General features: G+C 73.6%; 26 protein-coding genes. 13 read left to right on the forward strand and 13 right to left on the reverse strand.

Annotation, left to right across the window (positions count from 1 at the left end):
• Positions 1 to 5: 5 nt before the first annotated feature.
• On the reverse strand, positions 6 to 842 hold the full coding sequence (locus HWY08_RS18040; RefSeq protein WP_176067789.1) for an arylamine N-acetyltransferase family protein: 837 nt from the start codon (positions 840 to 842) through the stop codon (positions 6 to 8).
• A 127-nt stretch (positions 843 to 969) separates the two neighbouring features.
• Here HWY08_RS18040 and HWY08_RS18045 point away from each other — a divergent pair, with 127 nt between their 5' ends.
• Both HWY08_RS18045 and HWY08_RS18050 read left to right on the forward strand, forming a co-directional pair.
• The gene (locus tag HWY08_RS18045; RefSeq protein ID WP_176067791.1) at positions 970 to 1680 is read left to right on the forward strand and encodes a Bax inhibitor-1/YccA family protein; all 711 of its coding nucleotides are present in this window, start codon (positions 970 to 972) and stop codon (positions 1678 to 1680) included.
• 15 nt (positions 1681 to 1695) lie between these two features.
• The gene (locus HWY08_RS18050) at positions 1696 to 2886 is read left to right on the forward strand and encodes an alpha/beta hydrolase (protein WP_176067793.1); all 1191 of its coding nucleotides are present in this window, start codon (positions 1696 to 1698) and stop codon (positions 2884 to 2886) included.
• Here HWY08_RS18050 and HWY08_RS18055 read toward each other — a convergent pair.
• The 4 genes from HWY08_RS18055 to HWY08_RS18070 form a co-directional block, all read right to left on the reverse strand.
• The gene (locus HWY08_RS18055; RefSeq protein ID WP_176067795.1) at positions 2879 to 3544 is read right to left on the reverse strand and encodes a class I SAM-dependent methyltransferase; all 666 of its coding nucleotides are present in this window, start codon (positions 3542 to 3544) and stop codon (positions 2879 to 2881) included. The genes HWY08_RS18050 and HWY08_RS18055 overlap by 8 nt on opposite strands.
• Positions 3545 to 3887: 343 nt before the next feature.
• On the reverse strand, positions 3888 to 4820 hold the full coding sequence (locus HWY08_RS18060) for a hypothetical protein (protein ID WP_176067798.1): 933 nt from the start codon (positions 4818 to 4820) through the stop codon (positions 3888 to 3890).
• Between the two features lie 88 nt (positions 4821 to 4908).
• Positions 4909 to 5706 (reverse strand): alpha/beta fold hydrolase, encoded by a 798-nt coding sequence (locus tag HWY08_RS18065; RefSeq protein WP_235969696.1) that lies wholly within the window; start codon positions 5704 to 5706, stop codon positions 4909 to 4911.
• Between the two features lie 377 nt (positions 5707 to 6083).
• Positions 6084 to 6428 carry a cupin domain-containing protein gene (locus HWY08_RS18070; RefSeq protein ID WP_176067802.1) on the reverse strand — a complete coding sequence of 115 codons (345 nt, stop codon included), beginning with the start codon at positions 6426 to 6428 and terminating at the stop codon, positions 6084 to 6086.
• Between the two features lie 285 nt (positions 6429 to 6713).
• Here HWY08_RS18070 and HWY08_RS18075 point away from each other — a divergent pair, with 285 nt between their 5' ends.
• Together HWY08_RS18075 and HWY08_RS18080 are read left to right on the forward strand one after the other, a co-directional pair.
• On the forward strand, positions 6714 to 7676 hold the full coding sequence (locus HWY08_RS18075) for an ATP-binding cassette domain-containing protein (RefSeq protein WP_176067804.1): 963 nt from the start codon (positions 6714 to 6716) through the stop codon (positions 7674 to 7676).
• On the forward strand, positions 7673 to 8476 hold the full coding sequence (locus HWY08_RS18080) for an ABC transporter permease (protein ID WP_176067806.1): 804 nt from the start codon (positions 7673 to 7675) through the stop codon (positions 8474 to 8476). Before HWY08_RS18075 ends, HWY08_RS18080 begins: the two co-directional genes overlap by 4 nt.
• 40 nt (positions 8477 to 8516) lie before the next feature.
• Here the strand turns inward: HWY08_RS18080 and HWY08_RS18085 are convergent, their stop codons facing one another.
• The 4 genes from HWY08_RS18085 to rdgC form a co-directional block, all read right to left on the reverse strand.
• The gene (locus HWY08_RS18085) at positions 8517 to 8876 is read right to left on the reverse strand and encodes a cupin domain-containing protein (protein WP_176067808.1); all 360 of its coding nucleotides are present in this window, start codon (positions 8874 to 8876) and stop codon (positions 8517 to 8519) included.
• A gap of 58 nt (positions 8877 to 8934) precedes the next feature.
• Entirely contained in the window at positions 8935 to 9237 is a 303-nt protein-coding gene (locus tag HWY08_RS18090; protein WP_176067810.1) for a putative quinol monooxygenase, read from the reverse strand.
• A 110-nt stretch (positions 9238 to 9347) separates the two neighbouring features.
• Positions 9348 to 9983, reverse strand: coding sequence for a hypothetical protein (locus HWY08_RS18095; protein ID WP_176067812.1), 636 nt, complete (start codon positions 9981 to 9983; stop codon positions 9348 to 9350).
• Entirely contained in the window at positions 9970 to 10602 is a 633-nt protein-coding gene (gene rdgC, locus HWY08_RS18100) for a recombination-associated protein RdgC (protein ID WP_176067814.1), read from the reverse strand. The genes HWY08_RS18095 and rdgC overlap by 14 nt, the downstream gene beginning before the upstream one ends.
• Before the next feature lie 62 nt (positions 10603 to 10664).
• On the opposite strand from rdgC, the gene HWY08_RS18105 reads away from it, so the two are divergent.
• Both HWY08_RS18105 and infA read left to right on the forward strand, forming a co-directional pair.
• The gene (locus HWY08_RS18105) at positions 10665 to 11951 is read left to right on the forward strand and encodes a winged helix-turn-helix domain-containing protein (RefSeq protein WP_176067816.1); all 1287 of its coding nucleotides are present in this window, start codon (positions 10665 to 10667) and stop codon (positions 11949 to 11951) included.
• Between the two features lie 78 nt (positions 11952 to 12029).
• Positions 12030 to 12248 carry a translation initiation factor IF-1 gene (gene infA, locus HWY08_RS18110; RefSeq protein WP_176067818.1) on the forward strand — a complete coding sequence of 73 codons (219 nt, stop codon included), beginning with the start codon at positions 12030 to 12032 and terminating at the stop codon, positions 12246 to 12248.
• A 30-nt stretch (positions 12249 to 12278) separates the two neighbouring features.
• Here the strand turns inward: infA and HWY08_RS18115 are convergent, their stop codons facing one another.
• From HWY08_RS18115 to HWY08_RS18125, 3 genes are all read right to left on the reverse strand, one after another.
• Positions 12279 to 15164: a PAS domain S-box protein gene (locus HWY08_RS18115; RefSeq protein WP_176067820.1), complete on the reverse strand. Its 2886-nt coding sequence runs from the start codon at positions 15162 to 15164 to the stop codon at positions 12279 to 12281.
• Positions 15165 to 15391: 227 nt separating this feature from the next.
• Positions 15392 to 16066, reverse strand: a complete 675-nt coding sequence (locus tag HWY08_RS18120; RefSeq protein WP_176067822.1) for a DUF4272 domain-containing protein — start codon at positions 16064 to 16066, stop codon at positions 15392 to 15394.
• A 123-nt stretch (positions 16067 to 16189) separates the two neighbouring features.
• Complete coding sequence (locus HWY08_RS18125; protein ID WP_176067824.1) at positions 16190 to 16540, reverse strand: hypothetical protein; 351 nt, start codon at positions 16538 to 16540, stop codon at positions 16190 to 16192.
• 243 nt (positions 16541 to 16783) lie between these two features.
• Between HWY08_RS18125 and HWY08_RS18130 the strand changes: the two genes are divergently transcribed.
• The 5 genes from HWY08_RS18130 (at position 16784) to HWY08_RS18150 (ending at position 21542) form a co-directional block, all read left to right on the forward strand.
• Positions 16784 to 18265 carry a sensor histidine kinase gene (locus tag HWY08_RS18130; RefSeq protein WP_176067826.1) on the forward strand — a complete coding sequence of 494 codons (1482 nt, stop codon included), beginning with the start codon at positions 16784 to 16786 and terminating at the stop codon, positions 18263 to 18265.
• 127 nt (positions 18266 to 18392) lie between these two features.
• Complete coding sequence (locus HWY08_RS18135) at positions 18393 to 19205, forward strand: universal stress protein (RefSeq protein ID WP_176067828.1); 813 nt, start codon at positions 18393 to 18395, stop codon at positions 19203 to 19205.
• A 117-nt stretch (positions 19206 to 19322) separates the two neighbouring features.
• A complete protein-coding gene (locus HWY08_RS18140) occupies positions 19323 to 20114 on the forward strand; it encodes an amino acid ABC transporter substrate-binding protein (protein ID WP_176067830.1) in 792 nt (263 codons plus the stop codon).
• A gap of 19 nt (positions 20115 to 20133) precedes the next feature.
• Positions 20134 to 20769: an amino acid ABC transporter permease gene (locus HWY08_RS18145; RefSeq protein WP_176067832.1), complete on the forward strand. Its 636-nt coding sequence runs from the start codon at positions 20134 to 20136 to the stop codon at positions 20767 to 20769.
• A gap of 14 nt (positions 20770 to 20783) precedes the next feature.
• Positions 20784 to 21542 (forward strand): amino acid ABC transporter ATP-binding protein, encoded by a 759-nt coding sequence (locus HWY08_RS18150; protein WP_176067834.1) that lies wholly within the window; start codon positions 20784 to 20786, stop codon positions 21540 to 21542.
• A gap of 19 nt (positions 21543 to 21561) precedes the next feature.
• Here HWY08_RS18150 and HWY08_RS18155 read toward each other — a convergent pair whose 3' ends face one another.
• Positions 21562 to 22182, reverse strand: a complete 621-nt coding sequence (locus HWY08_RS18155; RefSeq protein ID WP_176067836.1) for a DUF2845 domain-containing protein — start codon at positions 22180 to 22182, stop codon at positions 21562 to 21564.
• A 365-nt stretch (positions 22183 to 22547) separates the two neighbouring features.
• Between HWY08_RS18155 and pgaB the strand changes: the two genes are divergently transcribed.
• Positions 22548 to 24515 (forward strand): poly-beta-1,6-N-acetyl-D-glucosamine N-deacetylase PgaB, encoded by a 1968-nt coding sequence (gene pgaB, locus HWY08_RS18160; protein ID WP_176067838.1) that lies wholly within the window; start codon positions 22548 to 22550, stop codon positions 24513 to 24515.
• A 13-nt stretch (positions 24516 to 24528) separates the two neighbouring features.
• Positions 24529 to 25794 (forward strand): poly-beta-1,6-N-acetyl-D-glucosamine synthase, encoded by a 1266-nt coding sequence (pgaC, locus tag HWY08_RS18165; RefSeq protein ID WP_176067840.1) that lies wholly within the window; start codon positions 24529 to 24531, stop codon positions 25792 to 25794.
• The last annotated feature ends 4 nt before the right edge of the window (positions 25795 to 25798 follow it).

Consider the following 25798-nt stretch of genomic DNA (forward strand, 5'->3'; position numbering starts at 1 on the left):
GCCGCTCACGCGCCGGCCGGCAGCGCGCGCCCGTTGATGGCCGCCCAGGCCCGGGCTGCCGCCGGTAGCGGCAGGGCCGGGAGGCCGGCGAGGCCGGGCAGCCGCGCCCAGGCGCCGGGCGCCTCGACCGGCGCCGTCGCCTTTCCGGCCGGCGTGAAGCGCGTGAGCTTGAACTCGCGGAAGGAGACCACCTCGTCCTCGTGGCAGCGGACGAGGACCATGGAGTTCGTGACCCACGTCTCGCCGGCGCGGTGGTGGCGCTGGTAGGCGACCTCGCGATCCGCCCGCGACTGCGGCCGCAGCCAGAAGCGGCAGAACGGCTTCCAGCTGCCCTCGAGCGCGCGCTCGAGGAGCCAGACCCCGGCGTCGGCCGGGTCGGACTTGAACCGGAAGCCGAGGCCCGCCCGCCGGACCTCGAACGCGCGGTCGAGCGGGATGGGCTCGAGGAGCGGCGAGCCCTCCCCGACGTCGAGCAGCCAGCGCGCGCCGCCGGCCTCCACCAGCAGCGCCTGGTGCGAGCCCGGAAACGAGATCTCGCCGGCGATGGGCGTGACGGGGTACCCGAGCTCGGCGAGGAGCAGCCCGAACGCCTCGGTGTGCTCGAAGCAGACGCCGCCCGCGCGGCGCTGCTCCCACGCGGCGAGGAGCGCCTCGGGGTCGAGCGGCGGCACCGGCCCCGCCCCGGCGGCCTGGCGCCGGAGGAGCGACCCCGAGTTCTCGAAGGGCACCGTCAGCACCTGCGCCCGGACGAGCTGCCGGAGCTGCTCGAGGCTCGGCGCCGCGTGCTCGACGCCGAGCAGCGCGAGGTAGCGGCTAACCCAGGTCGGGGAAGGGGCAGGCATGGTGGACGCTGCGTCGAGACTATCTTCAAGTCTGGCCCGAGGCGAGCCTCGCCGCCGCCGGGCTTGCTGGAGCGCCGCGCGACACCCGCGCACGGCAGCGACGCCCGCCGCGTGTTAGGTTCCGTTCATGCCCTTCGACTCCGCCCGCTTCCCCGCTCGCGAACAGGTGCTCGTCCGCGCCGGCTCCGACGTCGAGCGCCGCTTCATGGCGTCCGTCTACCGCTGGATGACGCTCGGCCTCGGCCTCACCGCGCTCGTCGCCTACTCGGTGGCGGGCTCGGAGGACGCGCTCCGGTTCGTGATCGGGAACCGCTTCGTGTTCTTCGGCCTCCTCATCGCGGAGCTCGGGCTGGTCATCGCCATCTCGGCGGCGGTGAACCGGCTCTCCGCCGCGGCTGCCGGTGGCCTCTTCCTCGTCTACTCCGCCCTCAACGGCGCGACCTTGTCGGTCGTCCTCCTCGCCTACACCGGCAGCTCGGTCGCGCTGGCTTTCGTGACCACCGCCGGGACGTTCGGCGCCATGAGCGTGTTCGGCACGGTCACGCGCCGGGATCTCTCGAGCTGGAGCAGCTTCCTCTTCATGGGCCTCATCGGCATCGTCATCGCGAGCGTGGTGAACATCTTCCTGCACTCGAGCGCGATGTCGTTCGTCATCTCGTGCGCGGCGGTCGTCGTCTTCACCGGCCTCGCCGCCTACGACACCCAGAAGCTCCGGGCGCTGGCGCGCGCGGGCGGCGGGAGCGCGGCGATGCCGGTCAACGGCGCCCTCGCCCTGTACCTCGACTTCGTGAACCTGTTCCTGGCGCTCCTGCGACTGCTGGGCAACCGGCGGAGCTGAGCACGCAGGAGCTACATGGCCGGCACGGGCTGGCGTTTCGGAGCGTACGAGCTCGACCTGGCGCGCCGCGAGCTGCGTGTCGAAGGGGAGCCGCGGCCGCTCCAGCCGCAGGTCTTCGCGGTGCTCGCCTATCTCGTCCGGAACCGGCATCGCGTCGTCCCCAAGGATGAGATCCTGCGGGAGCTCTGGCCGGACGCGGTCGTCACGGACGCATCGCTCCAGCGCGCGGTGAGCCTCGCGCGCCGCGCGTTCCGTCCGGCAGATCGCGGGCTGCTGCGCACCCACGCGCGGCAGGGATACCGGTTCGTGGGCGAGCTCGCGGAGGTCGACCCGGACCCGGCCGACGCAGCCGCGGAGGCGCCCCCGAAGTACGTCCGCTCCGGCGACGTCCACATCGCGTACCGCACGGTCGGGCGGGGTCCCCTCGACATCGTCCTGGTGCTCGGGTGGGCGCTCGGCATGCGCACCGCGCTCGAGCTGCGGGGGGTATCCGACCTCGTCCGCACGCTCTCCGCGCGCGCCCGGGTGCTCCTGTTCGACAAGCGCGGGACGGGCGCGAGCGACCGCGTGAAGGCGCTGCCGCAGCTGCCGCAGCGCGTGGAGGACCTCGAGGCCGTCCTCGACGCAGTGCGGTCTCCCGGGGCTGTGCTGGTCGGGTTCTCGGAGGGAGGTCCGCTCGCGCTCACCTTTGCCGTGACGCGGCCGATCCGCGTGCGCGGCCTCGCCCTCGTCGGCGCCTTTGCCCGCATGTCGGCCGCGCCGGACCACGCTGCCGGCTGGAGCGACGTCGAGGTCGCAACGCTTCGCGCGTACATCGCGAGCGGCTGGGGCTCCGGCGCGACGATGCGCGCGTTCGTCCCCGCCCGCCACCTCACCCCGCCGCTGCGCGCCTGGGCGGCCCGGGCCGAGCAGGAGGGCGCGAGCCCAGGCGCGGCCCTCGAGCTCCTGGAGATGAACATCGGGATCGACGTCCGGCCGCTGCTACCGCGCGTGCGGACGCCGTCCGTCGTGCTGCACGCGACCGGCGACCGCGTCGTACGCGTCGGGAACGGGCGCGCGCTCGCTGCCGCGATCCCGGGCGCGCGTCTCGTCGAGCCCCCCGGCGAGGATCACGCGTTCCTGTTCGGCGGCCGCCCGACCCTCGAGCGTGAGCTCGTGGCGCTCCTCGAGCGGGCGGCCGCCCGGCCCCATGCGGCGCTCACCTGACCGCGACTGCCGCGATCTGCGGCCGGATCGGCAGAAAGACCGTGCGCAGCGTGAACGGCGTGATCTCGACGGCGGCAAACCCGGCGTCCCGCAAGAGCTCGGCCACGTCGCGCTGGGTGTCGCAGCCCTCGAAGAACCACCGCCACGGCCGCTTCACGAGCCGCTGCACGCGCGCTACCCAGCTCCCCTCCGGCGCCGCCACGTGCTCCACGCACCAGAAGCGGCCATCGGGGCGGAGCACGCGCCGGACCTCCGCGAGCGCGCGCTCCGGATCGGTCACGGTGCAGAGCACGAGGCTCGAGATCACCGCGTCTACGCTCCCGTCCGGCACCGGCAGGCGCTCCGCGACCGCGGCGCGGACGTCCACCGTGACGCGGTGCCGAGCCGCCGCCGCCCGCAGGTTCGCGTGCATGTGCACGTTCGGCTCGACCGCGATGACGTGCGTTCCCGCGTCGAGGTAACGAAAGTTGCCGCCGTCCCCGGGCCCGATCTCGAGGACTGTGCGCGGCAGTCCTCCGAAGAGCTCGCGCTTGATGTGCCGGTACTTCCGGTGGACATAGCCGTCCATCGCGCGGAAGAACCACGCGTTCATCCGGTCGCGGATGGGGTGACCGAGCATCTCGCTCGCGCTCCCGGTGTCCGTCAGGTGCAGGTACATGTCCGTCCTCCTCGTGCGCACGTCGGCGTCACGGGCGAGAACGTACGCAGGGCGTTCCTCCCGCGTCCTGACCAAACCCTGATCCCGCGCCGCCGAGTCCGTCCCGCGGGCGCGCTCCTGCACGAGGGCTCTCAGTCGTCCTCGTCTGGCCACAGGGAGGGCCAGCGCCAGTGCATCCTCCGCGCCGCACCTTCCGGCGACCGGGCGGGTACACTCTTCGTGGAGGAGCCATGCCCGGGTGGCGAGTCCCGTTCTTCCCTGGCGCTCCCGCGGCTCCTGGGCAACCGGCGGAGCTGAGCGGCAGCTGACGCCGGCGTCGTTGCCCTCGCGGCGCTGCGCGCGTTCAACGCCTGCGGGCGCGCAGGAGCCCGTACACGTACAGCGCCAAGAAGGCCGCGGCGCACGCCGTGCCGAGCCCGACGTACGCTCCCGTGATCCGGTGCAGGCTCCACCCGTGGACCTGCATGAGGGCGCTCGGGTCGGACAGCCCCACGCCCTCGATCTCTCCCAGCGGAGCGGCGTCCGGGTCGGAGCGCGCGCCCAGCCACGTGCGGAACGCGTCGACGAAGCTCGCCGCGCCGATGGCGAGGAATCCCCAGCGGAGCGCGCCCTGGCGGATGCGGCTCTCCGGAGGCACGTAGATCGTCGACATGAGCAGCGTCCCCAGGACGAGCGCTCCTCCATCACCGGCGAACGTGATGAACGCGCGGGCCGGCCTCGCCGGGAGCAGCACGCAGACCAGCTGCGCCACGAGCCCGGCTGCCCCGGTCACGATGAGGCTCGGAGACCGCGCCGCCCACCCGCGCCAGGCGACGTACGCGAAGGACGCAGCGACCACCAGGACGACGAGGGCATGTCGGCTGTCCGAGATGGGGGTACGCCAGGGGCCAGGGAAGGCCAGGTGGCCGCAGAGCCAGGCCGCCGCCGCGTGTCCCAGCTCGTGCACCCACATCGACAGGAACGTCCGGACCAGCATGTGACCGGTCGGGGATGAGACGAGGAGCCACGACACGAGCAGCGCCACCGGAGGACCGATGGCGCGGAGCGTGAGCTCGGTGCGCGCGTCATCGGCCGCTCCGCCCCAGACCACTTGCGTGCCTGGCGTCGATGCCAGCGCCGCCGTCGAAGGCGCGTCCGCCGTGCGCAGGTCGACGCCGGCGGGGGTCCCGGAAGCTGGCGCGCGCCGGTGCGCCCGAGCGTAGATGACGCCACAGCGCGGGCACTCCGGACCGTCCACGCGGGGAGCATCGCAGTGCGGGCACGCGGCGGGGTTCATCTCGGCCAGTGTAGCCCGTGCGTCCCGAAGACGTGACAGGGGCCTCGGTCATGCCCCGGAACCACCTGACCCGGCTCGTCCGGGCACATCACCTGGAGAGGAACTTCAAGAGCGCGTCCATCGTCTCCTTCGGGCGCTCCTCCATCACCCAGTGCCCGGTCTCCGGCAGGACGACCGCCGTCGCGTCGACCGCGACGGCCTTGGCCTGCTCGGCCAGGGCGGCTCCATTCGCCTTCTCGCCACCGAGGGCGAGCACCGGCATCGGCAGCTTCGTCCGGGCGAGCTCCTCGAAGTCCTTCGCCGTCTGGGGGAACGAGACGAAGTACGCCCAGCCCGCCCGCATCCGCCCCGGCCGAGCGTAGGCGGCGGCGTAGGCCGCCCGATCGCCCTCGCCGATCGAGCGCCGCTTGTCGGCGGCGAAGTCGTTCCAGAAGTGCTCGAAGTAGATGCGCTCGCGCCCCTTCACGAGGGCCTCCGGCGTCGGGCCGCTGAACCGGAAGTGCCAGATGGCCGGGTCGTCGTAGATGGCGCGCCACCCCTCGACCCCGGGGAGGAAGGCGTCCATCAGCACGAGCTTCTCGACCTCGGCGGGGTACTGCGCCGCGTACGCGTATGCCACCATGAGCCCGATGTCGTGGCCCACGACCCTCGCCTTCTCGACGCCGAGCGCCCGGGCGAGCGCGTGGACGCGGACGGCGGCGGTCTTCATGTCCAACCCGTCCTTCGGGATCTCCGAGTCGCCGATCCCCGGCAGGTCGGGCGCGATGACTTTGAAGTTCTCGGCGAGCCGCGGGATGAGCGGCCTCCACATCCGCGACGTCTCCGCGTAGCCGTGCAGCAGGATCACGGTCGGGCCGTGCCCGGCCGTGAGGTAGTGGAGCCTCAACCCCTCGATCTGCGCCGACCGCGATGCGACCCCGCTTCCGGGCACCGCGCGCCCATCCGAGCTCGCGCTCAGCGCGGCGAGCGGCACGAGCGCGCAGCACCGGATGAGCCAACCGTGAATGCCCTTCATCGTTCCCCCTGCGCCGCCCCGGTTCGCTCGAGCAGACGGAGCGGCGCCGCGCACCGAGGGCGTCCAGCGCGTGCCGCTCCGGTGGCTCCTGTGGGCCCGCGCCTACGACTCCGCGCCGCCAGGATGGGTAGCCGTCCCTGCGTGGGGTCAGCGACTGTTCTCCGCCGCTGGGGCACGTCACCCGAGGCTGTCGCCCTGGCGCGAGGGCCTCGCGCCGCACGCGGGGGCGCCGCGAAGGGCGCCGCCGCTCACGGTTGCCTGACGATGTCGACCGAGATCTCCACCGCCGGAATCGGCCCTCGGTTCTCGAGCCAGTGGGTGGTGTGCCGGTCCTCGGGCCAGCCCGCCCCCGGCCCGTAGTCCGTGGCGACGCCATCTCGGTGATCGGTGATCGTGCCTTGCAGGATGTAGACGGCGCCGGGTCGGTCCTTGTGGTCGTGAACCGGGCCGAAGACGCCTCCCGGCTCGATCGTCACCATGCGCATTCGCAGCTGGCGCCCTGCCATGCCCTCGATCTCGGGACCCAGGTCGATGGTCGAGATCATCTTGACCGCCACTCCCTTCGTCTCGGGCGCCACGCGCTCCTCGCTCATCGTGCTTCCCTCCAGGGTACGTGAGACCTCTCCGGCGTACCTGGCATAGCCGCCGGCGACGCCGCTGGCGCCCCTCAGCCTCCTTCCGAGCCGCTCACGGCGAAGTTGCGCGCGCCACCCCGGCGCGAAATGACAGGACGCTCCGGGGGAACGCATGCACGGGATGAAGTGCCGGCATGGACGCGCTCGCCTACGACGCCGACGCCGACGCCGACCGGAAGTCATGGGACGCCTCCATGAAGCTGTTCAGGGAGGCGTTCGAGGATTGACGGGGCCGGCGCCGCGATGACGAACGCGATCGAGACGGTGGGGCTCTCGAAGCACTTCGGTCCGACCCGGGCGCTCGACGGCGTGGACCTCCGCATCCGCCAGGGCACCGTCTACGGCCTGCTCGGCCCGAACGGCGCCGGGAAGACGACGACCATCCGCATCCTCGCCACCCTGCTGCGGCCGACCGCCGGCCGCGCCGCCGTCCTCGGGCACGACGTGGTGAGCGAGGCGAGCGAGGTCCGCAGGAAGGTGAGCCTGACGGGGCAGTTCGCCTCGGTGGACGAGGATCTGACGGGCCAGGAGAACCTCGTGCTCGTCGGCCGGCTGCTCGGGCTGTCGTGGCGCGACGCGCGGCGCCGCGCGTCGGAGCTGCTGGAGGCCTTCGAGCTCGCGGCCGCCGCCGGGCGGCAGGTGCGGACCTACTCCGGGGGGGAGCGGCGGCGCATGGACATCGCGGCGAGCCTCGTCGCGATCCCGGAGATCCTCTTCCTCGACGAGCCCACGACCGGGCTCGACCCGCGGAGCCGCGCGCAGGTCTGGGAGCTCGTGCGCCGCATCGCCGCCGAGGGCACGACGGTGCTCCTCACGACGCAGTACCTCGACGAGGCGGACCGACTCGCCGAGCGGATGGCGGTCGTCGATCACGGCCGCGTGATCGCAGAGGGCACGAGCCGGGAGCTGAAGGCGTCGGTCGGCTCGAACTCGCTCCACGTGCGCCTCGTCGAGCCCGGCCAGCGCGGCGAGGCGCAGCAGCTCGTCACCCGGGTGCTCGGCGGCGGGGTGCTGCCGGCGTCGGACCCCGCGGAGATCGCCGCGCGCCTCGAGACGGCCGCGCAGGCCGCGGCGGTCCTCTCTGCGCTGAGCGAGCGCAGCATCGAGGTTGCGCAGCTCTCGGTGGGGAGCCCCAGCCTCGACGAGGTCTTCCTCGCGCTCACCGGTCGGGCGGCGGGCCCGGCGCAGGGGGAGCCGGAGCGATGAACGGGCCCCACGAGGTCCTCGCGATCCGCGCGCGGCCGCGCCCGGCCTCGGCTCCGTCCGCGGTGCTGACGCTCGCGTGGCGGGCGCTGCTGAAGATCAAGCACGTCCCCTTCCAGCTCTTCGACGTGACCGTCACGCCGATCATGTTCACGCTGCTCTTCACGTTCATCTTCGGCGGGGCGCTCGCCGGGACCCCACGCCAGTACGTGCAGTACCTCCTGCCCGGCGTCCTCGTCCAGACGGTGCTCTTCATCACCGTCTACACGGGCGTGGGGCTGAACTCGGACATCCACAAGGGCCTCTACGACCGGTTCCGCTCGCTCCCGATGTGGCAGCCGGCGCCGCTGCTCGGCGCGCTGGCCGGCGACGTGTTCCGGTACTCGATCGCGTCGGCGCTGATCCTGGTCGTGGGGTTCATCCTGGGGTTCCGGCCGCAGGGCGGCGCGGCGGGCGTCCTCCTCGCGATCGCGCTGGTCCTGACCTTCAGCTTCGCGCTCTCGTGGCCGTGGATCATCGTGGGGATGCTCGTCCGGACGCCCGAGTCGGTCATGACCACGAGCTTCCTCTTCCTGATGCCGCTCACGTTCGCGAGCGACATCTTCGTCGACCTCGGGACGATGCCAGGTTGGCTCCGGGCGGCCGTCGCGCGCAATCCGGTGACGCACCTGGCCCGCGCGTCCCGCCACCTGATGCACGGGCAGCCGGCCGGCGGCGACGTGCTCTGGACGCTCCTCGCGTCGACGCTGATCGTGGTCGTCGCGTCGCCCATCGCGATGCGGCTCTACCGCAAGGAGCGCTGAGCCGCACCCAGGCGCGGCCAGGGTCCTTCCCAGACCTCGCTCAGATGCGCTCGGGCACGGCCACCGTCCGCTCGTCGCGGACGTTCCCGGTGTTGAGCGTGCTGGCGGGCTCGAACAGGAGCACCTCGACCTCGTCTTCGGCCACGGGTCGGTGCTCCGTGCCGCGAGGCACCACGAGCAGCTCTCCAGCCTGGAGCTCGACCACCCGATCCCTGAACTCCAACCGCAGGCTGCCGCGGACCACCAGGAACATCTCGTCTTCACGCTCGTGGTGATGCCACACGAAGGGGCCCCGGAGCTTCACGACCTTCACGTGCTGCCCGTTCAGCTCCGCCACCACGCGCGGCTTCCAGAGGTCCTGGAACCGCGCCAGCTTCTCGGCGACGTTCACCTTCTCCATGCCCTCGAGCTAGCGCCGTCGGCTCCCAGGCGCCACCGCCGGGCGCCACGATGCGCGCTCAGTGCGGCAGCTTCGCCGCCAGGACGTCCGCCCGGTCGATGGTGGGCGGGGCCGCGAACAGCTCGCCGCCCTTGCTCTTCAGGGCCGCCGCCACCTGGCCGGCGAGGTGCGCCTGCCGCCCCGCCTCGTTGGGGAACGCGTCGAAGATGCCGAAGGAGGTCGGGCCGAGGCGAAGCGCGAACCAGGCCTGGGTGTCTCGCTCGCTCTCCACCACCGGCAGGGCGTCCTTCAGGAACTTCGTGACGGCCTCCTCCTTCCCCGCCTTCGCCTCCAGCCGTACGTAGAGCGCTTCCGTGACCATGGGGTGCACCTCCGTCCGCTGACGTTGGGGCTGCTCGCCGCGAACCGCACGGCGGTCACGCTGCGGCCCTTCCGGCCCACGCACGGCTGGCCTTCGCCCGGACGAGCCGCCTACCCCGCCTGCATCCACCGCTTCAGCGCCGGGACCGTGCGCTTTCCCCACGCGCGGCTGGCGCGCTCCTCGAGGAACGCCGCGACGAGCGCGTCCACGAAGCGCGAGAGCTGCGCCGCGAGGGACAGCCGCTCGAGCATCCGGTCGTCGCCCTCCTCCGCCATCAGCTCCGGCAGCTTCGCCGCGCGGACGTCGAGGTGCTCGGCGTCGAGCGTCGCCTCGTAGACCTTCTGGGCGTCGTCCTCGCCGTGCGTGAAGCGGAGCCGCGCCTGGTGCACGAGCAGCCCCGCGTCGAGCGCGCGCCGGACCTGCGCCGCGTAGGGCGCCTCGGCGCCGCGCGCGGTGAGCTCCGTCACCTCGCCCGCGATCCCGCGCAGCGTGATGCGGCCGGTGAAGAGGACCACCAGCCCCGCCCCCTCCACCTGCACGAGCGGATCGCCCGACTCCGACCGCCAGAGCAGCCAGGTGAGCAGCTCGCGCCCCAGCCAGGTCCGGCCGCGGAGGACCTCGTCGCGCGCCTTGTCCCGCTCGATCTCGACCGCGTCGCGCTGGTCCGCGTCGGTCGCCGCGCCGTCCACGCCGGCGTCGCCGCGCAGGAAGGCGGCCTCCGCGCGCGCCGCATCACGCTTCGCCACGCGACACCCCCTCACCCTGCAGGCCTACGAGCGCCGCCGTCGGGCCGAGCGCGGCCTCCGGCAGCTTGGCGCGCGACGCGGTGGCGCCGACGGACACCGGGTGGAGCGTCACGCCGAAGACCTCCTCCATGGCCGCGGTGATCTCGTCCACCGTCTTCCGCGAGGTGACCCAGATCGCGACCTCGCCGGTCTCCAGGTTCCAGCTCACGTCGGCGACCCTCGAGGACGGCTCCACCCGCTGCCGCAGCAGCTGCCGCGCCTCCTCCTTGCGGACGGCCTTCTCGCGGCGGCCCGGCGGCCGGCCGTGCTCGGCCGCGAACGCCGCGGCCCAGCGATCGACCTCCGCCTTGAGCGCCTTGGCCGGCACCTTGAGCTGGTCGATGCGCCACGCGAACAGGGCGTGCTCACCCTCGAACAGCCCGGCCTCGAAGCCGGTGGCGTCGTGGTCCGCCAGCTCCACGAACCCGGCGGCCCGGTCCAGCTCCGGCTTGCGCGCCTCGAGCGGCGTGAAAGCCCGCTTCCGCAGGCCGCGGACGAGCCACCGCTTCGCGTCGGCGCGCGCGCCGGCGGGCTCGGAGCTGAAGCGCGCGAAGGTGACCGCACCACTCTGGACGGGCATGGGGCGCGCACCATGGTTCGAGAGGCGCCCCGGCGTCAAGCCGGGTTAGCCTCTCGGCACCCATGGCACCCCGCCCCACCCTCACCGCCGCCCAGGCCCGCGCGCTCCACCTCGCCGCCCAGGGGCTGCTCACGCCGCCGGCCCGCGCGGCTCGCCGCGAGGACGTGCTCGCCGCGGTGCGGCGCATGGCGCTCCTCCAGCTCGACACCATCCACGTCGTGGCCCGCAGCCACCACCTGGTGCTGCACGCCCGGCTCGGCGAAGCCTACCGACCCGAGTGGCTCGACGAGCTGCTGGCGGAGGCGGCGCTCTTCGAGACCTGGGCCCACGAGGCCTGCCTGGCGCCGGTGGAGGAGCACGGGCTGCACCGGCGGGTGCTGGCGACGAGCCAGCACTGGTTCGTCAAGCGGGCGCGCAAGCTCCTCGCCGACGAGCGCGAGGGGATGGCGGCCCTGCTCGAGGAGGTGCGCCGGCGCGGGCCGGTCAAGACCTCGGACTTCGCGAGCGCGCGGCCGCGCCACGGCGGCTGGTGGGGGTGGAAGAAGGAGAAGGCGTGGCTCGAGGCGTGGCTCGCGCTCGGCGAGCTGATGGTCGCGCGGCGCGAGCGGTTCCAGCGCGTCTACGACCTCGCGGAGCGGGTGCTGCCCGCCGCGGCGCGACGCGAGCCGCCGGACGAGGCCGCCGCGCGGCAGGCGGTGATCGAGCAGTCGGTGCGGGCGCTGGGCGTGACCCAGGCCCGCTGGATCCACGACTACTTCCGCACCCGGCCCCGGCTCACGCCGGAGGACCTCCGCCCGCTGGTCGAGGCGGGCCGGCTGCTCGAGGTCCGCGTCCGGGGCTGGGCGGCGCCCGGCTTCGTCCACCGCGACCACGCGCCGCTCCTGCGCCGCGCCGCGGGCGGGGAGCTCGCGGCCACGCACACCGCGCTCCTCTCGCCCTTCGACCCGGTGGTGTGGGACCGCGAGCGCGCGCTCGCCATGTTCGGCTTCGACTACCGGCTGGAGTGCTACGTGCCGGCCCGCAAGCGGCGCCATGGCTACTTCGTCCTGCCCATCCTGCGGCGCGGGGCGCTGGTCGGCCGGCTCGACGCCAAGGCTCACCGGGTCCGCGGCGTCTTCGAGGTGAAGGCGCTGCACCTCGAGCCGGGGGTCGCGGCCGGCCCGGCGCTGCTCGGCGACCTGGCGGCCGCGCTCACCGCCAGCGCCCGCTGGCACGGCACGCCCCAGGTCCGGTTGGGGCGGCGGGTGGCGCCGCCGCTGCGGGCGGCGCTCGGGGCGAGGCTGGCGGAGGTCCCGTCCCCGGGGGCGGGAGGCCGCGAGCGCCCTGCAAAACTCGCCCGTCCGGTGTAGAATGGAGGCCGGTGTCTTACCGGCGGCCTCGGTCCAAGGGGCCGTTTACTTTTTTCACACGTACTTTCAGGGAGTTGAATGAGCGAGAAGGAAGCTGGCATCGAGGTGCAGGGCCGGGTCGAGGAGTCGAGCGGCGGCATGTACCGCGTGAAGATCGACCAGGGCCCCGTCGTCCTGGCGTACCCGTCCGGCAAGATGAAGCGGTTCCACATCCGCATCATCACGGGCGACCGGGTGAAGGTGGAGCTCTCGCCGTACGACCTGACGCGCGGCCGCATCACCTACCGCGACAAGTAGCGCGGAGCGCGGGCGCCCCGCGCGCCCTCGTCAGCCCTGAGCCCTGCTGGACCCGAGCACGCGGCTCAGCACCCGCCGCAGGTCCTCGGCCAGGTAGGGCTTCACCAGCACGCCGCGGAAGCCGTGGTCGGCGTGATGCGCCATCACCGGGTCGGTCGAGTAGCCCGACGAGACGATGGCCACCACGCCCGGATCGAGCGCGCGGAGCTTCGCGATGGCCTCCTTCCCGCCCATGCCGCCGGGGATGGTGAGGTCCATCAGCACGGCCGCGAAGGGGCGACCCTCCTCCTGCGCCCGGGCGTATTGCGCGAGCGCCTCCTGCCCGTCGCGCGCCCCCACCACCTCGTAGTCGAGCGGCCGCAGCGTCCGCGCCACCAGCGCCCGGATGGCGTCCTCGTCGTCCATCACGAGCACGCGCCGGCCGCCGGCAGGCGCGGGGGGCTCCGCCGCGGCGGCCTCGAGCGGCTCCGCCGCCGCGTCGCTGGCGGGGAGGTACACGTGGAACGCCGCCCCCTCGCCCGGCCGCGACGCCGCCTCGATGTGCCCGTCGTGCTTGAGGACGATGGAGTGGCAGATGGAGAGCCCGAGGCCGTTCCCCTCGGCCTTGGTGGTGAAGAACGGGTCGAAGATGCGGGGCAGCACCTCCGGGGCGATCCCGGGGCCCTGGTCCTGGACCGTGAGGCGCACGTACCGTCCAGGCGGGAGCGCGAACGGGTTCACCGCCGGCACGGCGCAGGGCGCGCCCGAGATGCGGAGCGTCCCGCCGGAGGCCATGGCCTGGATGCCGTTCAGCACCAGGTTCTGCACCACCTGCCCGATCTGCCCCGCGTCCACCACCGCCGCGAGCCCGGGGGCGAGGTCGAACTGGCACGCCGTGCCCGAGCCGTGCGCCGCGAAGCGGGCGGTCTCCTCGACGAGCTCCGCCAGGTCCACCTGCTCCTTGACCGGCGCGCCGCCCCTCGCGAACGTGAGCAGCTGCTGCGTCAGGGAGCGCGCGCGCAGCGAGGCCCCCTCGGCGTCCGCCAGCGCCTCCGCCACCTCCGGCGGCCCGGCCACCGCCTCGCGCGCGTACGAGAGGTTGCCGAAGATGCTGGTGAGCAGGTTGTTGAAGTCGTGGGCGATCCCGCCCGCCAGCACCGCCAGCGACTCCACCCGCTGCACGCGAGCCAGCTCCTGCTCCGCGCGCTCCTGGACGGTGATGTCGCGGAAGACCAGCACCGCGCCGATGATGCGGCTGTCGCGGTCCCGGATGGGCGAGCCGCTGTCGGCGATGACGCACGAGCGCCCGTCCCGACGGAGGAGCGAGGTGTGGTTGGCGAGCTCGACGATCCTGCCGGTCGCGAGCGCCTTCGCGATCGGGTTCTCGACCGGCGCCCCCGTCTCGGAGTGGACGATCCGGAAGACCTCCGCCAGCGGCCTCCCCTCCGCCTCCGCGGCGGTCCAGCCGGTCAGCCGCTCCGCCACGCTGTTGAGGAGCACCACCCGCTGCTCGAGATCGGTGGCGATGACGCCGTCGCCGATGCTCCGCAGCGTGACCGCCAGCCGCTCCTTCTCCTGCGCCAGCGCCTCCTCCGCCAGCTTGCGCGTGTGGATGTCCTGGTAGCTGCCGCGCAGGCCGAGCGGCTGCCCCGCCGCGTCCACCACCGGCTTGCAGCGGTGCTCGATCCAGCGCGCCTGCCCGTCGGGCCGCACGAGCCTGAACGTGAGCTGCGTCGGCCCCGGCCGCGCCTTCACCTCGCGCTCGTGCGCCTCCACCACCGCCCGGTCGTCCGGGTGGACCAGCCGGCGCAGCAGGCCGGGGTCCGCCAGGAACTCTTCGGCGGTGTGCCCGCTGATGGCGAAGCAGGACGGCGACACGTAGCTCGGGCGGCCGTCCGTCCCGGCCCAGAACTCCCAGTCGTGCGTGTTGTCCGCCACCACCCGGTAGCGCTGCTCGCTCGCGCGCAGCCGCTCGGTCCGCTCCACCAGGAGCCGCTCGTACTGGAGCCGCTGCCGCCAGGCCCGGTGGACGAACCAGGCGCCGGCGATGGTCCCGCACCAGAACAAGACCACGAGCCCGCCGGCCAGCTGGGACTGCCGGCGCCAGGCGGCGAGGTAGTCCGCGGGCGCGAGCCCGACCAGCACGTAGAACGGGTAGCGCGACAGCTTGCGGAAGGCGAACGAGCGATCGAAGCCGTCGGCGCCCGCGCGCGCGTCGTAGGTCCCGTGGGCGAGGCCGGCGTCCACCACGCGCCGCAGCTCGGGCGAGACGCTGGTGCTGCCGAACTCGACGTGGTCGCCGGGGGGGCCGCTGCGCGCCACCAGGCTCAGGTCCCGGGCGCGCACCGACACCGAGCCGTGCGGGCCGACGTCGAGGGTGGAGAGGAGGACGGAGAGGCGCTCCAGGGCGAAGGTGCCCGCCACCGCTCCGGCGAAGCGCCCGTCGGGCGAGGCGAGCTGGCGCGCCACGGCCAGGATCTGCCGGCCGCTGAGCCGCCCCAGGTACGGCTTGGTGACGAACGTGCCCGCCGGGGCGCCGGCCTGGAGCGGGCCGAAGAACTCCCGGTCGGCGAGGCTCACGCCCACGCCGGCGAGGGCCTTCGGCGCGCCGTGCCGGATCACCCCGGCGCCGTCGGTGATCCGCAGGCCGGCGAGGTCGGGGACGCGCGCCCGCTCGCGCTCGAGGAACGCGTCGAGCGCCGGACCGGCGCGCTCGGCCTCCGGCGTCCGCTCCCACTCGTCCGCGGCCGCGTGGACCGCCAGCTCGATCTTGTCGAGGGCGGCGGTGAGGTCGTCGTCGAGCAGGTGCGCCAGGTTCCCGGCCGACGCCAGCGCCGCCGCGCGCTGCTGCGCCAGCTCCTGCCGGAGGGGATAGGCGACCAGCGCCGCGACGCACAGATCGATGGCCAGCACGCCCGCGGCGAGCCGCCACGCCAAGGAGCGCGCGCTCGTGCTCGCTCGTAGCTCGCCGTTGCTCATCGAACGCGCCCCGCGCCGCGCCAGGCCGCCAGGTCCTGCCACCGCTCGAACCGCCTCGATCCGCCCACGGGGCCTCTCTCGCTCCCCGCGAGGAGGCCTCTATACGCCCCCGCGCCCCGGACGGATGTGCCTTGTCCATGGCGCAACGCCGGCAGCCGGCCGGCGCGCGCTGGGCCGGGCGGAGGTCAGGTGGCCGTCACGCCCTGCAGCATCCAGCCGCCGTCGGGCTCCCCGTCCGGCCGATCCCACCGATCCGTCACGAGGAGCCACTCGAGGGCGAGCCGCCGGTTCATCGCCGAGTACCCGGTGGCTCGGACGCCGGGGCGGAGCGGCTTCAGGAGGAGGCCCGAGCGGAAGGCGTGACCCTCCAGGCAACGGAACAGGTCGCACGCCGCGATGAGCTCCGCCTCCCCTCGCAGCCCGGGCAGCTCGAGCTGCGGCGCGGCCTGCGGCTGCCTCGGATCGGGGAACCAGGTCGCCAGCTCGTCGGAGCAACACTCCAGCGGGTCGAGCGCCGGCGCGCGCCCCGCCGCCCACGCCAGCGCCCACAGCGCCTCCACCCGATGCATGAGGCGCACGCCAAGGTCGCGATCGGAGCGGGCCACCAGCTGGCGCTCGCCCGGCGAGAGGTGGAGCCCCAGGCCGGCGCGCTCCACCCAGCCCTGCGTCGCCTTGCGCGTCATGCCGCGGTAGGCGAGGACCAGCGCCGTGTGGATGCACAGCATGCGCGCCCGAACCTCAGGGAGCGTGCGGCGGACGCGCGCGCCCTCGAGCAGCGGGACCGCCGGGAGGTCGCGGAAGCCGAGCGCGGCGAGGCGCTCCAGGGTCGCGCGGCGGACGTCTTCGGGCGAGGCGCTCATGCCGCGGAGTATCCCACGGCCTCGAGCGCGGCGGCGGCGCCCCGCCCTGCGCCGCCGCGGCCGCCGGCCGCCCCCGGCCGAGCCTCCCTGGGCCGGCGGGGGCGGGACGGCTCACGCTGCCGTTCAACGCGCCGTGTCGGCCGGCGCGGCGCCCTCGGTGGTGGTCGTGGTGGTGTGCTTGCGGACCGCCTTCTTGTGGTGGCGCGCCTCCTTCTTGGCCGCCTTCGCGTCCGCCTTCGCCTCGGCCTTGGCGGCCTTCGCGTCCGCCTTGGCGGCGTCCGCGCTGGCGTCGGCCTGCGCCTTCATCCTGTCCTTCTCCGCGTCGGCGTGGGCCTTCTTGCGCTGCGCGTCGGCCTCGGCCCGATCCTTCACCGCCTCCGCGCGGTCCTTGGCCGGTTGCGCTTCGTCGGCCGCGCGCGCCTGCGTGAGCGGTGCGGCGAGGAGCGCGAGCGCCATCCAGTGAGCCTTCTGCATGGTGAGTTCCCCCTTCGTGAGCGGCGGGCGCCTCTCGCCCGCGGCCGGCAGACGTCCAGGTGAAAAGCTATTCATTCCGCGCAGCGGGGAGGGCGGGCCAGGGCTCGCCGGGCCGCCGGTGGAGGGGGCGATCGGCGCGCCTCTCCGAGGGGCGCCCGCGCGGCGGCGCTCTCCAGGTGACGCTGCGTCCGTGGCCTGCTAGCGTCCGGAGGCTCGCACGGATCCGCGAGCAGCGGGGGCTGCGTGCCTGAGAGGCCCGACGAGGCGGCGGCGACCGGCGGCCTCGATCGCGTCGACGCGCTCGTCCGCGCCGAGTGCGTCCGCGCGCTCTTCGAGCGGAACGCGGTCGCGCAGGCGACCGTCTTCCTGAACTCCGCGATCGTGCTCGTGGTGCTGTGGGGTCACGCTCCCTCCGTGCGGCTCCTCGCGTGGGCTGGAGCGCTGTGGCTCGTCGCGGGGGGCCGGCTCGCGATCGGCGCCGCTTTCCTCGCCGCGCCCGCGCCGGTGGACGCGGAGCGGTGGGCGCGGCGGGCGGTCGCCGGAGCGGCCCTCAACGGCGCGCTGTGGGGCGCGGCCCCGGTCGCCCTCCTCGGCCCCGGCAGCTCGCTCGCGCACCTCGTCTTCCTCGCCTTCGTGCTCGGGGGCATGGCCGCGGGCGCCGCGCTCAGCAGCTCCAGCCGGCCCGCCGCCTTCCTCGCCTTCACCGTCCCGGCGCTCCTGCCCGTGCTCCTGCTGCTGCTCTCGGGCGGGGACCGGCTCCGCGTCGGGATGGGGATCCTGGTCGCGGTCTTCGGGGCGGCGGCCACGGCCATCTCGCGATCGGCGGGGCGGGCGCTGGCCGACGCGGTGCGGCTCCGGTTCGCGAACGCGGAGCTGGCCCAAGGGCTCGCCGAGCTCAACGCGGCCCTCGAGGCGCGGGTGGCGGAGCGCAACGCCCAGCTCGACGCCTCCCGCGCGCGGGAGCGCGAGGCGGAGGGGCAGCTCGCGAGCGCGGCCCGGCTGGCCATGCTGGGGACGCTCGCGGCCGGGGTGGCGCACGAGATCAACAACCCCCTCACCTACCTCCGGTCCAACCTGAGCTTCGTGCGCGAGGAGTGGGCCCGGGCCCGCGCCGACGCCGAGGCGCAGGCCGCGCTCGACGAGGCGCTCGCCGACGCCAGCGAGGGCGTGGAGCGCGTGCGCGAGATCGTCCGCCACCTCATGGCGCTCTCCTGGTTCGAGGCGCCCGGCGGCGCGCAGGAGGTGGATCTGCACGGCGCGCTCGACCTGTGCCTCGACATGGCCCGCCCGGAGCTCCAGCCCCGCGCCGCCATCCAGCGCTCGTACGGGGCGATCCCTCCGGTGCTGGGCGATCGGACGCGCCTCGTGCAGGTGTTCCTGAACCTCCTCCTCCACGCGGCGCACGCCGTGCCGCCCGGCGACCCGGCCCACCACGAGGTGCGCGTCGCCACGCGCCTCGACGCCGTGAGCCGGCGGGTGGTGGTGGAGGTCTCGGACACGGGCCTCGGGATCCCCGAGGCGAGCCTGGAGCGGATCTGGAATCCCTTCTTCACGGCGCCGGCCGAGCGCGGCATCGGGCTCGGGCTCTCCATGTGCCAGGGCCTGGTGAGCGCGCTCGGCGGGACCATCTCGGTGCGCAGCCAGGAGGGCGCGGGCAGCACCTTCACGGTGTCGCTCAAGGCGGCGGAGGGCGCCCCCGCCGGCGCGCGGCGCGGCGCCGGGTGAGGGCGGCCGAGCGCGGGCGCGGCACCCATTCGAGCCTCGCTCCGCGCGGGCTCGCGCCGCCGCGCTCGCCTCGAGGACGGCGTATCCTGGCCGCCACCCGGGCCCCTCGCCCGCCAAGGAGAGCGCGATGGCCTTGAAGGAGCTGCTCGTGCACGTGGACTCCGGCGCGCGCACGACCGAGCGCCGCGACCTCGCCTTCCTCCTCGCGCGGAGGTTCGGCGCGCAGGTGAGCGGCTGGTTCGCCGAGAACGAGGCCCTGGGCGCGAGCCTGGTGGGGCGCCGCGGCCGGAGCGACATGGATCGCGCCGCGGAGGCGGCGCGGCTCGCGTTCGAGGCGAGCGCCCGAGCGGCGGGCCTCGAGGCGGGGTGGTGGCGGCTCGAGCCCGGCGAGCCCCGGCACCTCATCGACCACACCACCATCCGCTGCCGCTACACCGACCTCGCGATCTTCGGCCAGCACGACGACCGGGAGTCCTGGGTCCCGGAGGAGCTCGTCGAGGAGGTCGTGGTGGGCTGCGGGCGGCCCGCCCTCGTCGTCCCCGCGTTCGGGCGCTTCCCCGACGTGGGGAAGCGGGTGGTGGTCGCCTGGGACGGGAGCCGCGAGGCCGCGCGCGCCCTGCACGACGGCCTGCCGCTCATGCGCGAGGCGCAGAGCGTGACCCTCCTCGCCTTCCAGAGGCCCAGCGCCGGCCCGCCGGGACCGCTCCCGCACCTCGACGTCGCGGCGCACCTGGCCGCGCACGGCGTGACCGCCCGCTACGAGCGCGTCTTCGTGGGCGAGCTGGGGCCCACCGACACGCTGCTCAACCGCTGCGCCGAGGTCGGCGCCGACCTGATCGTCATGGGCGCCCGCCCGCAGCGCGGGCTCCCGCTGCAGGACGGCGGCAGCCTGCGCGAGCTCCTGCGGCAGATGACGGCGCCGGTCCTGCTCTCGCACTGACCGGAGCGCGCCGCCCGCGCTTGCCCCACGCCCGCGCGCGTGCGAAGGTCCGCGGCGCTTCGAGCGGCGGCGCGGCCACGCCCGCCCGGCCGCTCGCCTCAGCCAAGGAGCCGCCAGATGAAGAGGATCCTCCTCGCCGCGCTGTGCCTCGCGGCCGTCCACGGAAACGCGCTCGCGGCCGACAGCTCGCTCGCCGCCGTGAAGGCGAAGGGCAAGCTCGTCCTCGGCCTCGACGACTCCTTCCCGCCCATGGGCTTCCGCAACGACGACAACCAGATCGTCGGCTACGACATCGACCTGGCCCGGGACGTCGCCCGGCGGCTCGGGGTCGAGCTCGTCCCGCAGCCCATCGACTGGAACGCCAAGGAGCAGGAGCTCAACACCGGCAAGATCGACTGCATCTGGAACGGCTTCACCATCACCGACGAGCGCAAGCAGGCGATGGCCTTCACCCAGCCCTACCTGCGCAACGCGCAGGTGGTGGTGGTGAAGAAGGGCTCGCCCTACTCCACCCTCGCCAGCCTCAAGGGCAAGAAGGTGGGCCTCCAGGCCGGCTCCTCGGCCGCGGGCGCGCTCGAGGCCGCCACCGCCTTCCGCGGCTCGCTGGCGCAGGTGGTGGAGTTCAAGGACAACCTCACCGCCCTCATGGACCTCGAGGCGCGCGGCGTCGACGCGGTGGTGATGGATCTCATCGTCGCCGAGGACAACATCAAGCGCTCCGGGAAGGCCTACCGCGTCCTGCAGGAGTCGCTGGCGCCCGAGGTCTTCGGGGTCGGGTTCCGCAAGAACGACCTCGCCCTCCGCGACGCCGTCCAGGGCGCGCTCCAGGCGATGGCCGCCGACGGCACCCTCGCCAAGGTCACCACCAAGTGGTTCGGCAAGGACATCTCGGTCGTCGGGAAGAAGTGAGCCCGGGGAAGCCGCCTCGATGCTGAAGCTCCTGGGGGCGATGCTCGAGGGGTCCGTCGTCTCCCTCGAGATCTTCTTCCTCACCCTGCTCTTCGCGCTGCCCCTGGCGCTGCCGATCGCGCTCGGCCGCATGTCGGCGAGCGCGATCGTGCGCGGCCCGGTGCACGTCTACACGCTGGTGATGCGCGGGACGCCGCTCATCCTCCAGATCATCTTCGTCTACTTCGCCCCGTACTACCTGTTCGACGCCTCGTACGACCGGTTCACCGCGGTGATCGTCGCCTTCACCATCAACTACGCGGCGTACTTCGCCGAGATCTACCGCGGCGGAATCCAGTCGATCCCGAAGGGCCAGTACGAGGCGGCCAAGGTGCTCGGCTTCGGGCGCGCCGACACGTTCTTCCGGATCGTCCTGCCCCAGGTCGTGAAGCGGATCCTGCCCGCCAGCGCCAACGAGGTGATCACGCTGGTGAAGGACACCGCGCTGGCGCAGACCATCGGCGTGGCGGAGCTGTTCCGGGTGGCGCAGAACGCCTCGGCGCGGCAGTTCTCCACCACGCCCATCTTCGTCGCCGGCGCGTTCTACTTCGTGCTGAACTGGGCGGTCTCCGAGCTGTTCCTCCGCCTGGAGCGGCGCCTGGCGTACTACAGCTGAGGAGCCCGGCGCACATGGACGTCGTCACCGTCGAGCACCTCTCGAAGTCGTACGGCGACCTCCAGGTCCTGTCGGACATCTCCTTCTCGGTGCGCGAGGGGGAGGTGCTGGCGATCATCGGGCCGTCCGGCTCGGGGAAGTCCACCCTGCTGCGCGCCGTCACCCACCTCGAGCCTGCCACCGGCGGGAGCATCGCCGTCTGCGGGACCCGCATCCTCGACGGCGGCGTCTACGCGGACCCGGCCACCCTGCGCGCCGCGCTCCTGAAGCTCGGGCTGGTGTTCCAGGACTTCAACCTGTTCCCCCACTTCTCGGTGCTGCGCAACATCACCGAGGCGCAGGTGCGGGTGCTGCGGCGCGGGAAGGACGAGGCGCGGGCGGTCGCGCTGGCGCTGCTCGACAAGATGGGGCTCGCCGACAAGGCGGCCGCCTACCCCTGCGAGCTCTCCGGCGGCCAGAAGCAGCGCGTCTCCATCGCCCGGGCGCTCGCGCTCGACCCGAAGGTCCTGCTCTTCGACGAGCCGACCAGCGCGCTCGATCCCGAGCTGACAGGCGAGATCCTCAAGGTCATGCGCACCCTGGCCGCCGAGAAGAGGACGATGGTGGTGGTCACCCACGAGATGGGCTTCGCCCGCGAGGTCGCCGATCGCGCCATGCTCATGGACGCGGGCGTCATCGTGGAGGAGGGACCGGCCCGGGAGCTCATCGACAACCCCAGGAACGAGCGCACCCGGGCGTTCCTGAAGCGCTTCTCCCGGGGCGGCTCCAGCTAGGCGCCTGCGCCTCCGCCGCTCACCTCGAGTACCCGTAGCTCCCGGTCCGGATCCGGACCAGACGCCCGCCCTCGAGCTCCACGTAGCGCACGAAGCTGCTCGGGCCGAAGTCGTACGTCCACACCTCGATCACGGTCTCCCGCCGGCGCAGGTCGCGGAAGACCGGTTCGCCGCACTTCGCCAGCACGTCGAAGGTCCGGTCGCCGAGCCGCAGCGCGTCGGAGGCACAGCGCGCCCGGGGGATCGCGGCGGCGTCCCTCGGCGCCCCCCTCGGCGGTTCCGGGAGCTCGTAGCCGTAGCCTCCCCGCTCGATGGCGAGGACCTTCCCTCCCCTCAGCTTCACCACGTGGATGAAGCGCTGCGGGCCGAAGTTGTACGTCCACCACTCGAGCAGCAAGCTGAGATCCCCGCTCGCGGTGACGAGGATGGGCTCCGCCTCCTGCAGCGCCGGCGGTCCGCACTTGGCGAGGAGGTCGAGCCGCGAGTCTCCGGCCGACACGATGCCGCCGGCGCAGTCGATCGAGTCCGCCGACGCCGCGGCGCTCCCGAGGGCCAGGGCGGCGGAGATCACCCAGCGGACGGCCCTGCTCCGGTTCGGCGCGAGCCGTCGCGGGGCGGCGCGCAGCACACGGTTCCCCATGGATCCCCCCTGCGCTCCTCGAGCGGAGCCGCCGGGAAGAGTACCGCACGCTCGGTGATTCGAGCGTTGACGCTCCGCGAAGAAACGTGAAGCCCGGGTCCGTGCGCCCCCTGCCGGGCACCGGCGAACCTGCCCGGAGCGCCGGGCGGGACGGGCTGGGCGGAGACCGTCGCACACGGGCGCCCGTACGGCGCGCGCGGCTTTGTGATATCTCCGGGCGCGGTGCGAGGCCTTCCGGGCGGCCCGCCGGCCGTCCTTGAATCCGCCGCCGGCCCGGCCGTCAGGAAACCACCCCGCCCGGTGCGCGGCGGGCCGACACCGGGCCACGACCTCGCACCACGATGGCCCGAACCGCTCGCGACCCGATGACCATGCGACTCCTGCCGCTCTGCGCCCTCCTCGCGCTCCTCGCCTCGCCCGCGCGCGCCGCGGCCGACGAGGCCGCCGAGCTCACCGTGCTCAGCTACCACGAGGTCGCGGACGCCGCCCAGGCGCGGGTGCCGTCGTACGCGGTGACGCCGACCAACTTCGTCCGGCAGATGGACTGGCTGCGCAACCACGGCTACCGCTTCGTGGCGGTGGACGACGTGCTCGCCGCCCGCGCCGGGAAGCGGCCGCTGCCCCCCAAGGCGGTGCTCGTCACCTTCGACGACGGCTACCAGTCGGTCTACGAGCACGCGTGGCCGGTGCTGAAGCTGTTCCGCATCCCCGCGGTGATGAACGTCGTGGCGGGCTGGCTGGAGGAGAAGGAGAAGGTCCACTTCGACGGCCGCGACCTGCCGCGGCGGGACTTCATGTCCTGGGCCGCGCTCCGCGAGATGGCCGAGAGCGGGCTGGTCGAGATCGGCAGCCACTCCTTCGACCTGCACCGCGGGCTCCAGGGGAACCCGCAGGGGAACGTGGAGCCGGCCGGCACCGTCCGCCGCTACGACCCGGCGACGAGGCGCTACGAGGACGAGGCGGCCTACCGCAAGCGCATCCAGTCCGACCTCGAGCGCGGCAGCGCCCTCATCCGCCGCCACACCGGGCGGGCGCCGCGCGTCATCGCCTGGCCGTACGGGCGCTACAACACCATCACCCGCGAGGTCGCCCAGCGGCTCGGCATGCCCATCGGCCTCACCCTCGAGGACGGCGCCAACGTGCGCGACACGCCGCTGTGGGGGCTGCGGCGCATCCTGGTCGAGAGCGGCATGCGGCTGTGGGACCTCGAGCGCGAGATCGCGACCCGCGAGCAGAACCTCTCGGACAACGACCGCCCGCAGAAGACGATGCACGTCGATCTCGACTACCTGTACGACCCGGATCCCGCCCAGCAGGACCGGAACCTCGGCCACCTGCTCGACCGCATCGAGAAGATGGGCGTGAACACCGTCTACCTGCAGGCGTTCTCCGATCCGGACGGCAACGGCTCCGCCAACGCCGTCTACTTCCCCTGCCGCCGCGTCCCCATGCGCGCCGACCTCTTCAACCGGGTGGCCTGGCAGATCCGGACCCGCACCGCGGTGCGGCGGCTGTACGCCTGGATGCCGGCCCTCGCCTGGGAGCTGCCCGCGAGCGATCCCGCCGCCGGGGATCGGGTGACGGCGGTCGCCGGCGACCGCACCGACCGCGTGAACATGGGGTACCTGCGGCTCTCGCCCTTCTCGGCCCGCGCCCGCCAGGCCGTGCGCGAGATCTACGAGGACCTGGCGCGGTCGGCGCGGTTCGACGGGCTCCTCTTCCACGACGACCTGACGCTCTCGGACTACGAGGACGCCAGCCCGGCCGCCCTCGCCGCCTACCGCGCCTGGGGGCTGCCCGGCTCGGTGGAGGAGATCCGCAAGAGCGACGACCTCCTCGGCCGGTGGACCATCCTCAAGATCAACGCGCTCGACGACTTCGCCCTGGAGCTGGCCGCGATCGTCCGGGCGGAGCACCCCGCGCTCAAGACCGCGCGGAACCTCTACGCGCAGGTGGCCCTCAACCCCAAGGCGGAGGTCTGGTACTCGCAGTCCCTCGACAACTCCGTCGCGCGCTACGACTTCACCGCCGTCATGGCCATGCCGTACATGGAGAAGGCTCGCGACCACGCGGCCTTCTTCCACGACCTGGTCCGGGCGGCGGACGACCGCGGCGCCCTGCGCAAGGTGGTGTTCGAGCTGCAGGCGGTGGACTGGCGGGAGGACAACCGGCTCATCCCGACCGAGGAGCTGGCCGACCGCATCCGCGACCTCTACCGCCTCGGCGCGACGCACGTCGGCTACTATCCCGACGCGCTGTTCCGCGACCACCCGGTGCCCGGCGTCATGAAGGCCGCGTTCGACGCCGCGCCCAACGCCGTCCAGGCGCGCTGAGGAGGGCCGCCGCGTGACCGCCGTCGAGACGCTGTGGAACGGCCTCGTGGCGTTCGTCTTCTATTACCCGCTCTTCATGTCGTTCCTGTGGATGACGGGCGCCGCGCTGTTCTGGTGGCGCTTCGAGCGCCACGAGGCCCCCTGGGATCGGCCGGTGCCGCTGCGCGGCGCGCCGCCGGTGAGCGTCCTCATCCCATGCTTCAACGAGGCCGACAACGCCGAGGAGACCCTCGGGCACGCGCTCGCGATCGACCACCCCGAGTTCGAGGTGGTGGCCATCGACGACGGCAGCACCGACGGCACCCCCGCCATCCTGGACCGCCTGGCGGCGCGCCACCCGCGGCTGCGCGTGGTGCACCTGGCGGAGAACCAGGGCAAGGCGATGGCGCTGCAGGCGGGCGCCCTCCTGGCGCGCCACGAGATCCTCGTCTGCATCGACGGCGACGCGCTCCTCGACCGGCACGCCGCGCACTGGCTCGTGCGCCACTTCGTGGAGTGCCCCGAGGTCGCGGCGGTGACCGGCAACCCGCGCATCCGCAACCGCTCGACCCTGCTCGGGCGCGTGCAGGTGGGGGAGTTCTCGTCCCTGGTCGGCATCATCAAGCGGGCGCAGCGCTTCTTCGGCCGGATCTTCACCGTCAGCGGGGTCATCACTGCCTTCCGGAAGTCCGCCGTGCACGGGGTCGGCTACTGGAGCGCCGACGTGCTCACCGAGGACATCGACATCACCTGGAAGCTGCACCGCGCGGGCTGGGACGTCCGGTTCGAGCCGAACGCGCTCACCTGGATCCTCATGCCCGAGACGCTGCGCGGGCTGTGGAAGCAGCGGCTCCGGTGGGCGATGGGCGGCGCGCAGGTCCTGCTCAAGAACCTGGACGCGCTGATCCGGCCGGGGCAGCGCTTCCTGTGGCCGCTCCTGCTCGAGATGTGCGCCAGCCTCACCTGGGCCTACGCCATGCTACTCCTGGCGGTGATGTGGCTGCTCGGGTTGGCGCTGCCCGCCGGCCTCATGCCGGACGTCGGCTCGCCGCTCAGCCCCCAGGGCTGCGGCGTGCTCCTGGGCGCCACCTGCCTCCTGCAGTTCGCCTTCAGCGCGTGGCTCGACGGCCGCCACGACCGCGGGCTCGCGCGGAACCTGTTCTGGATGATCTGGTTTCCCGTGGCGTTCTGGGCGATCAGCTGCGCCGCGACGGTGGCGGCCTACCCGAAGGTCATCGCCCGCGGCCGGGGAGCGCGGGCGAGGTGGGTCAGTCCGGACCGCGGCATCCGGCCCGACTGACTCG

Origin of the sequence: Anaeromyxobacter diazotrophicus, from assembly GCF_013340205.1 — a bacterium.
In the GTDB taxonomy this organism is placed as follows: domain Bacteria; phylum Myxococcota; class Myxococcia; order Myxococcales; family Anaeromyxobacteraceae; genus Anaeromyxobacter_A; species Anaeromyxobacter_A diazotrophicus.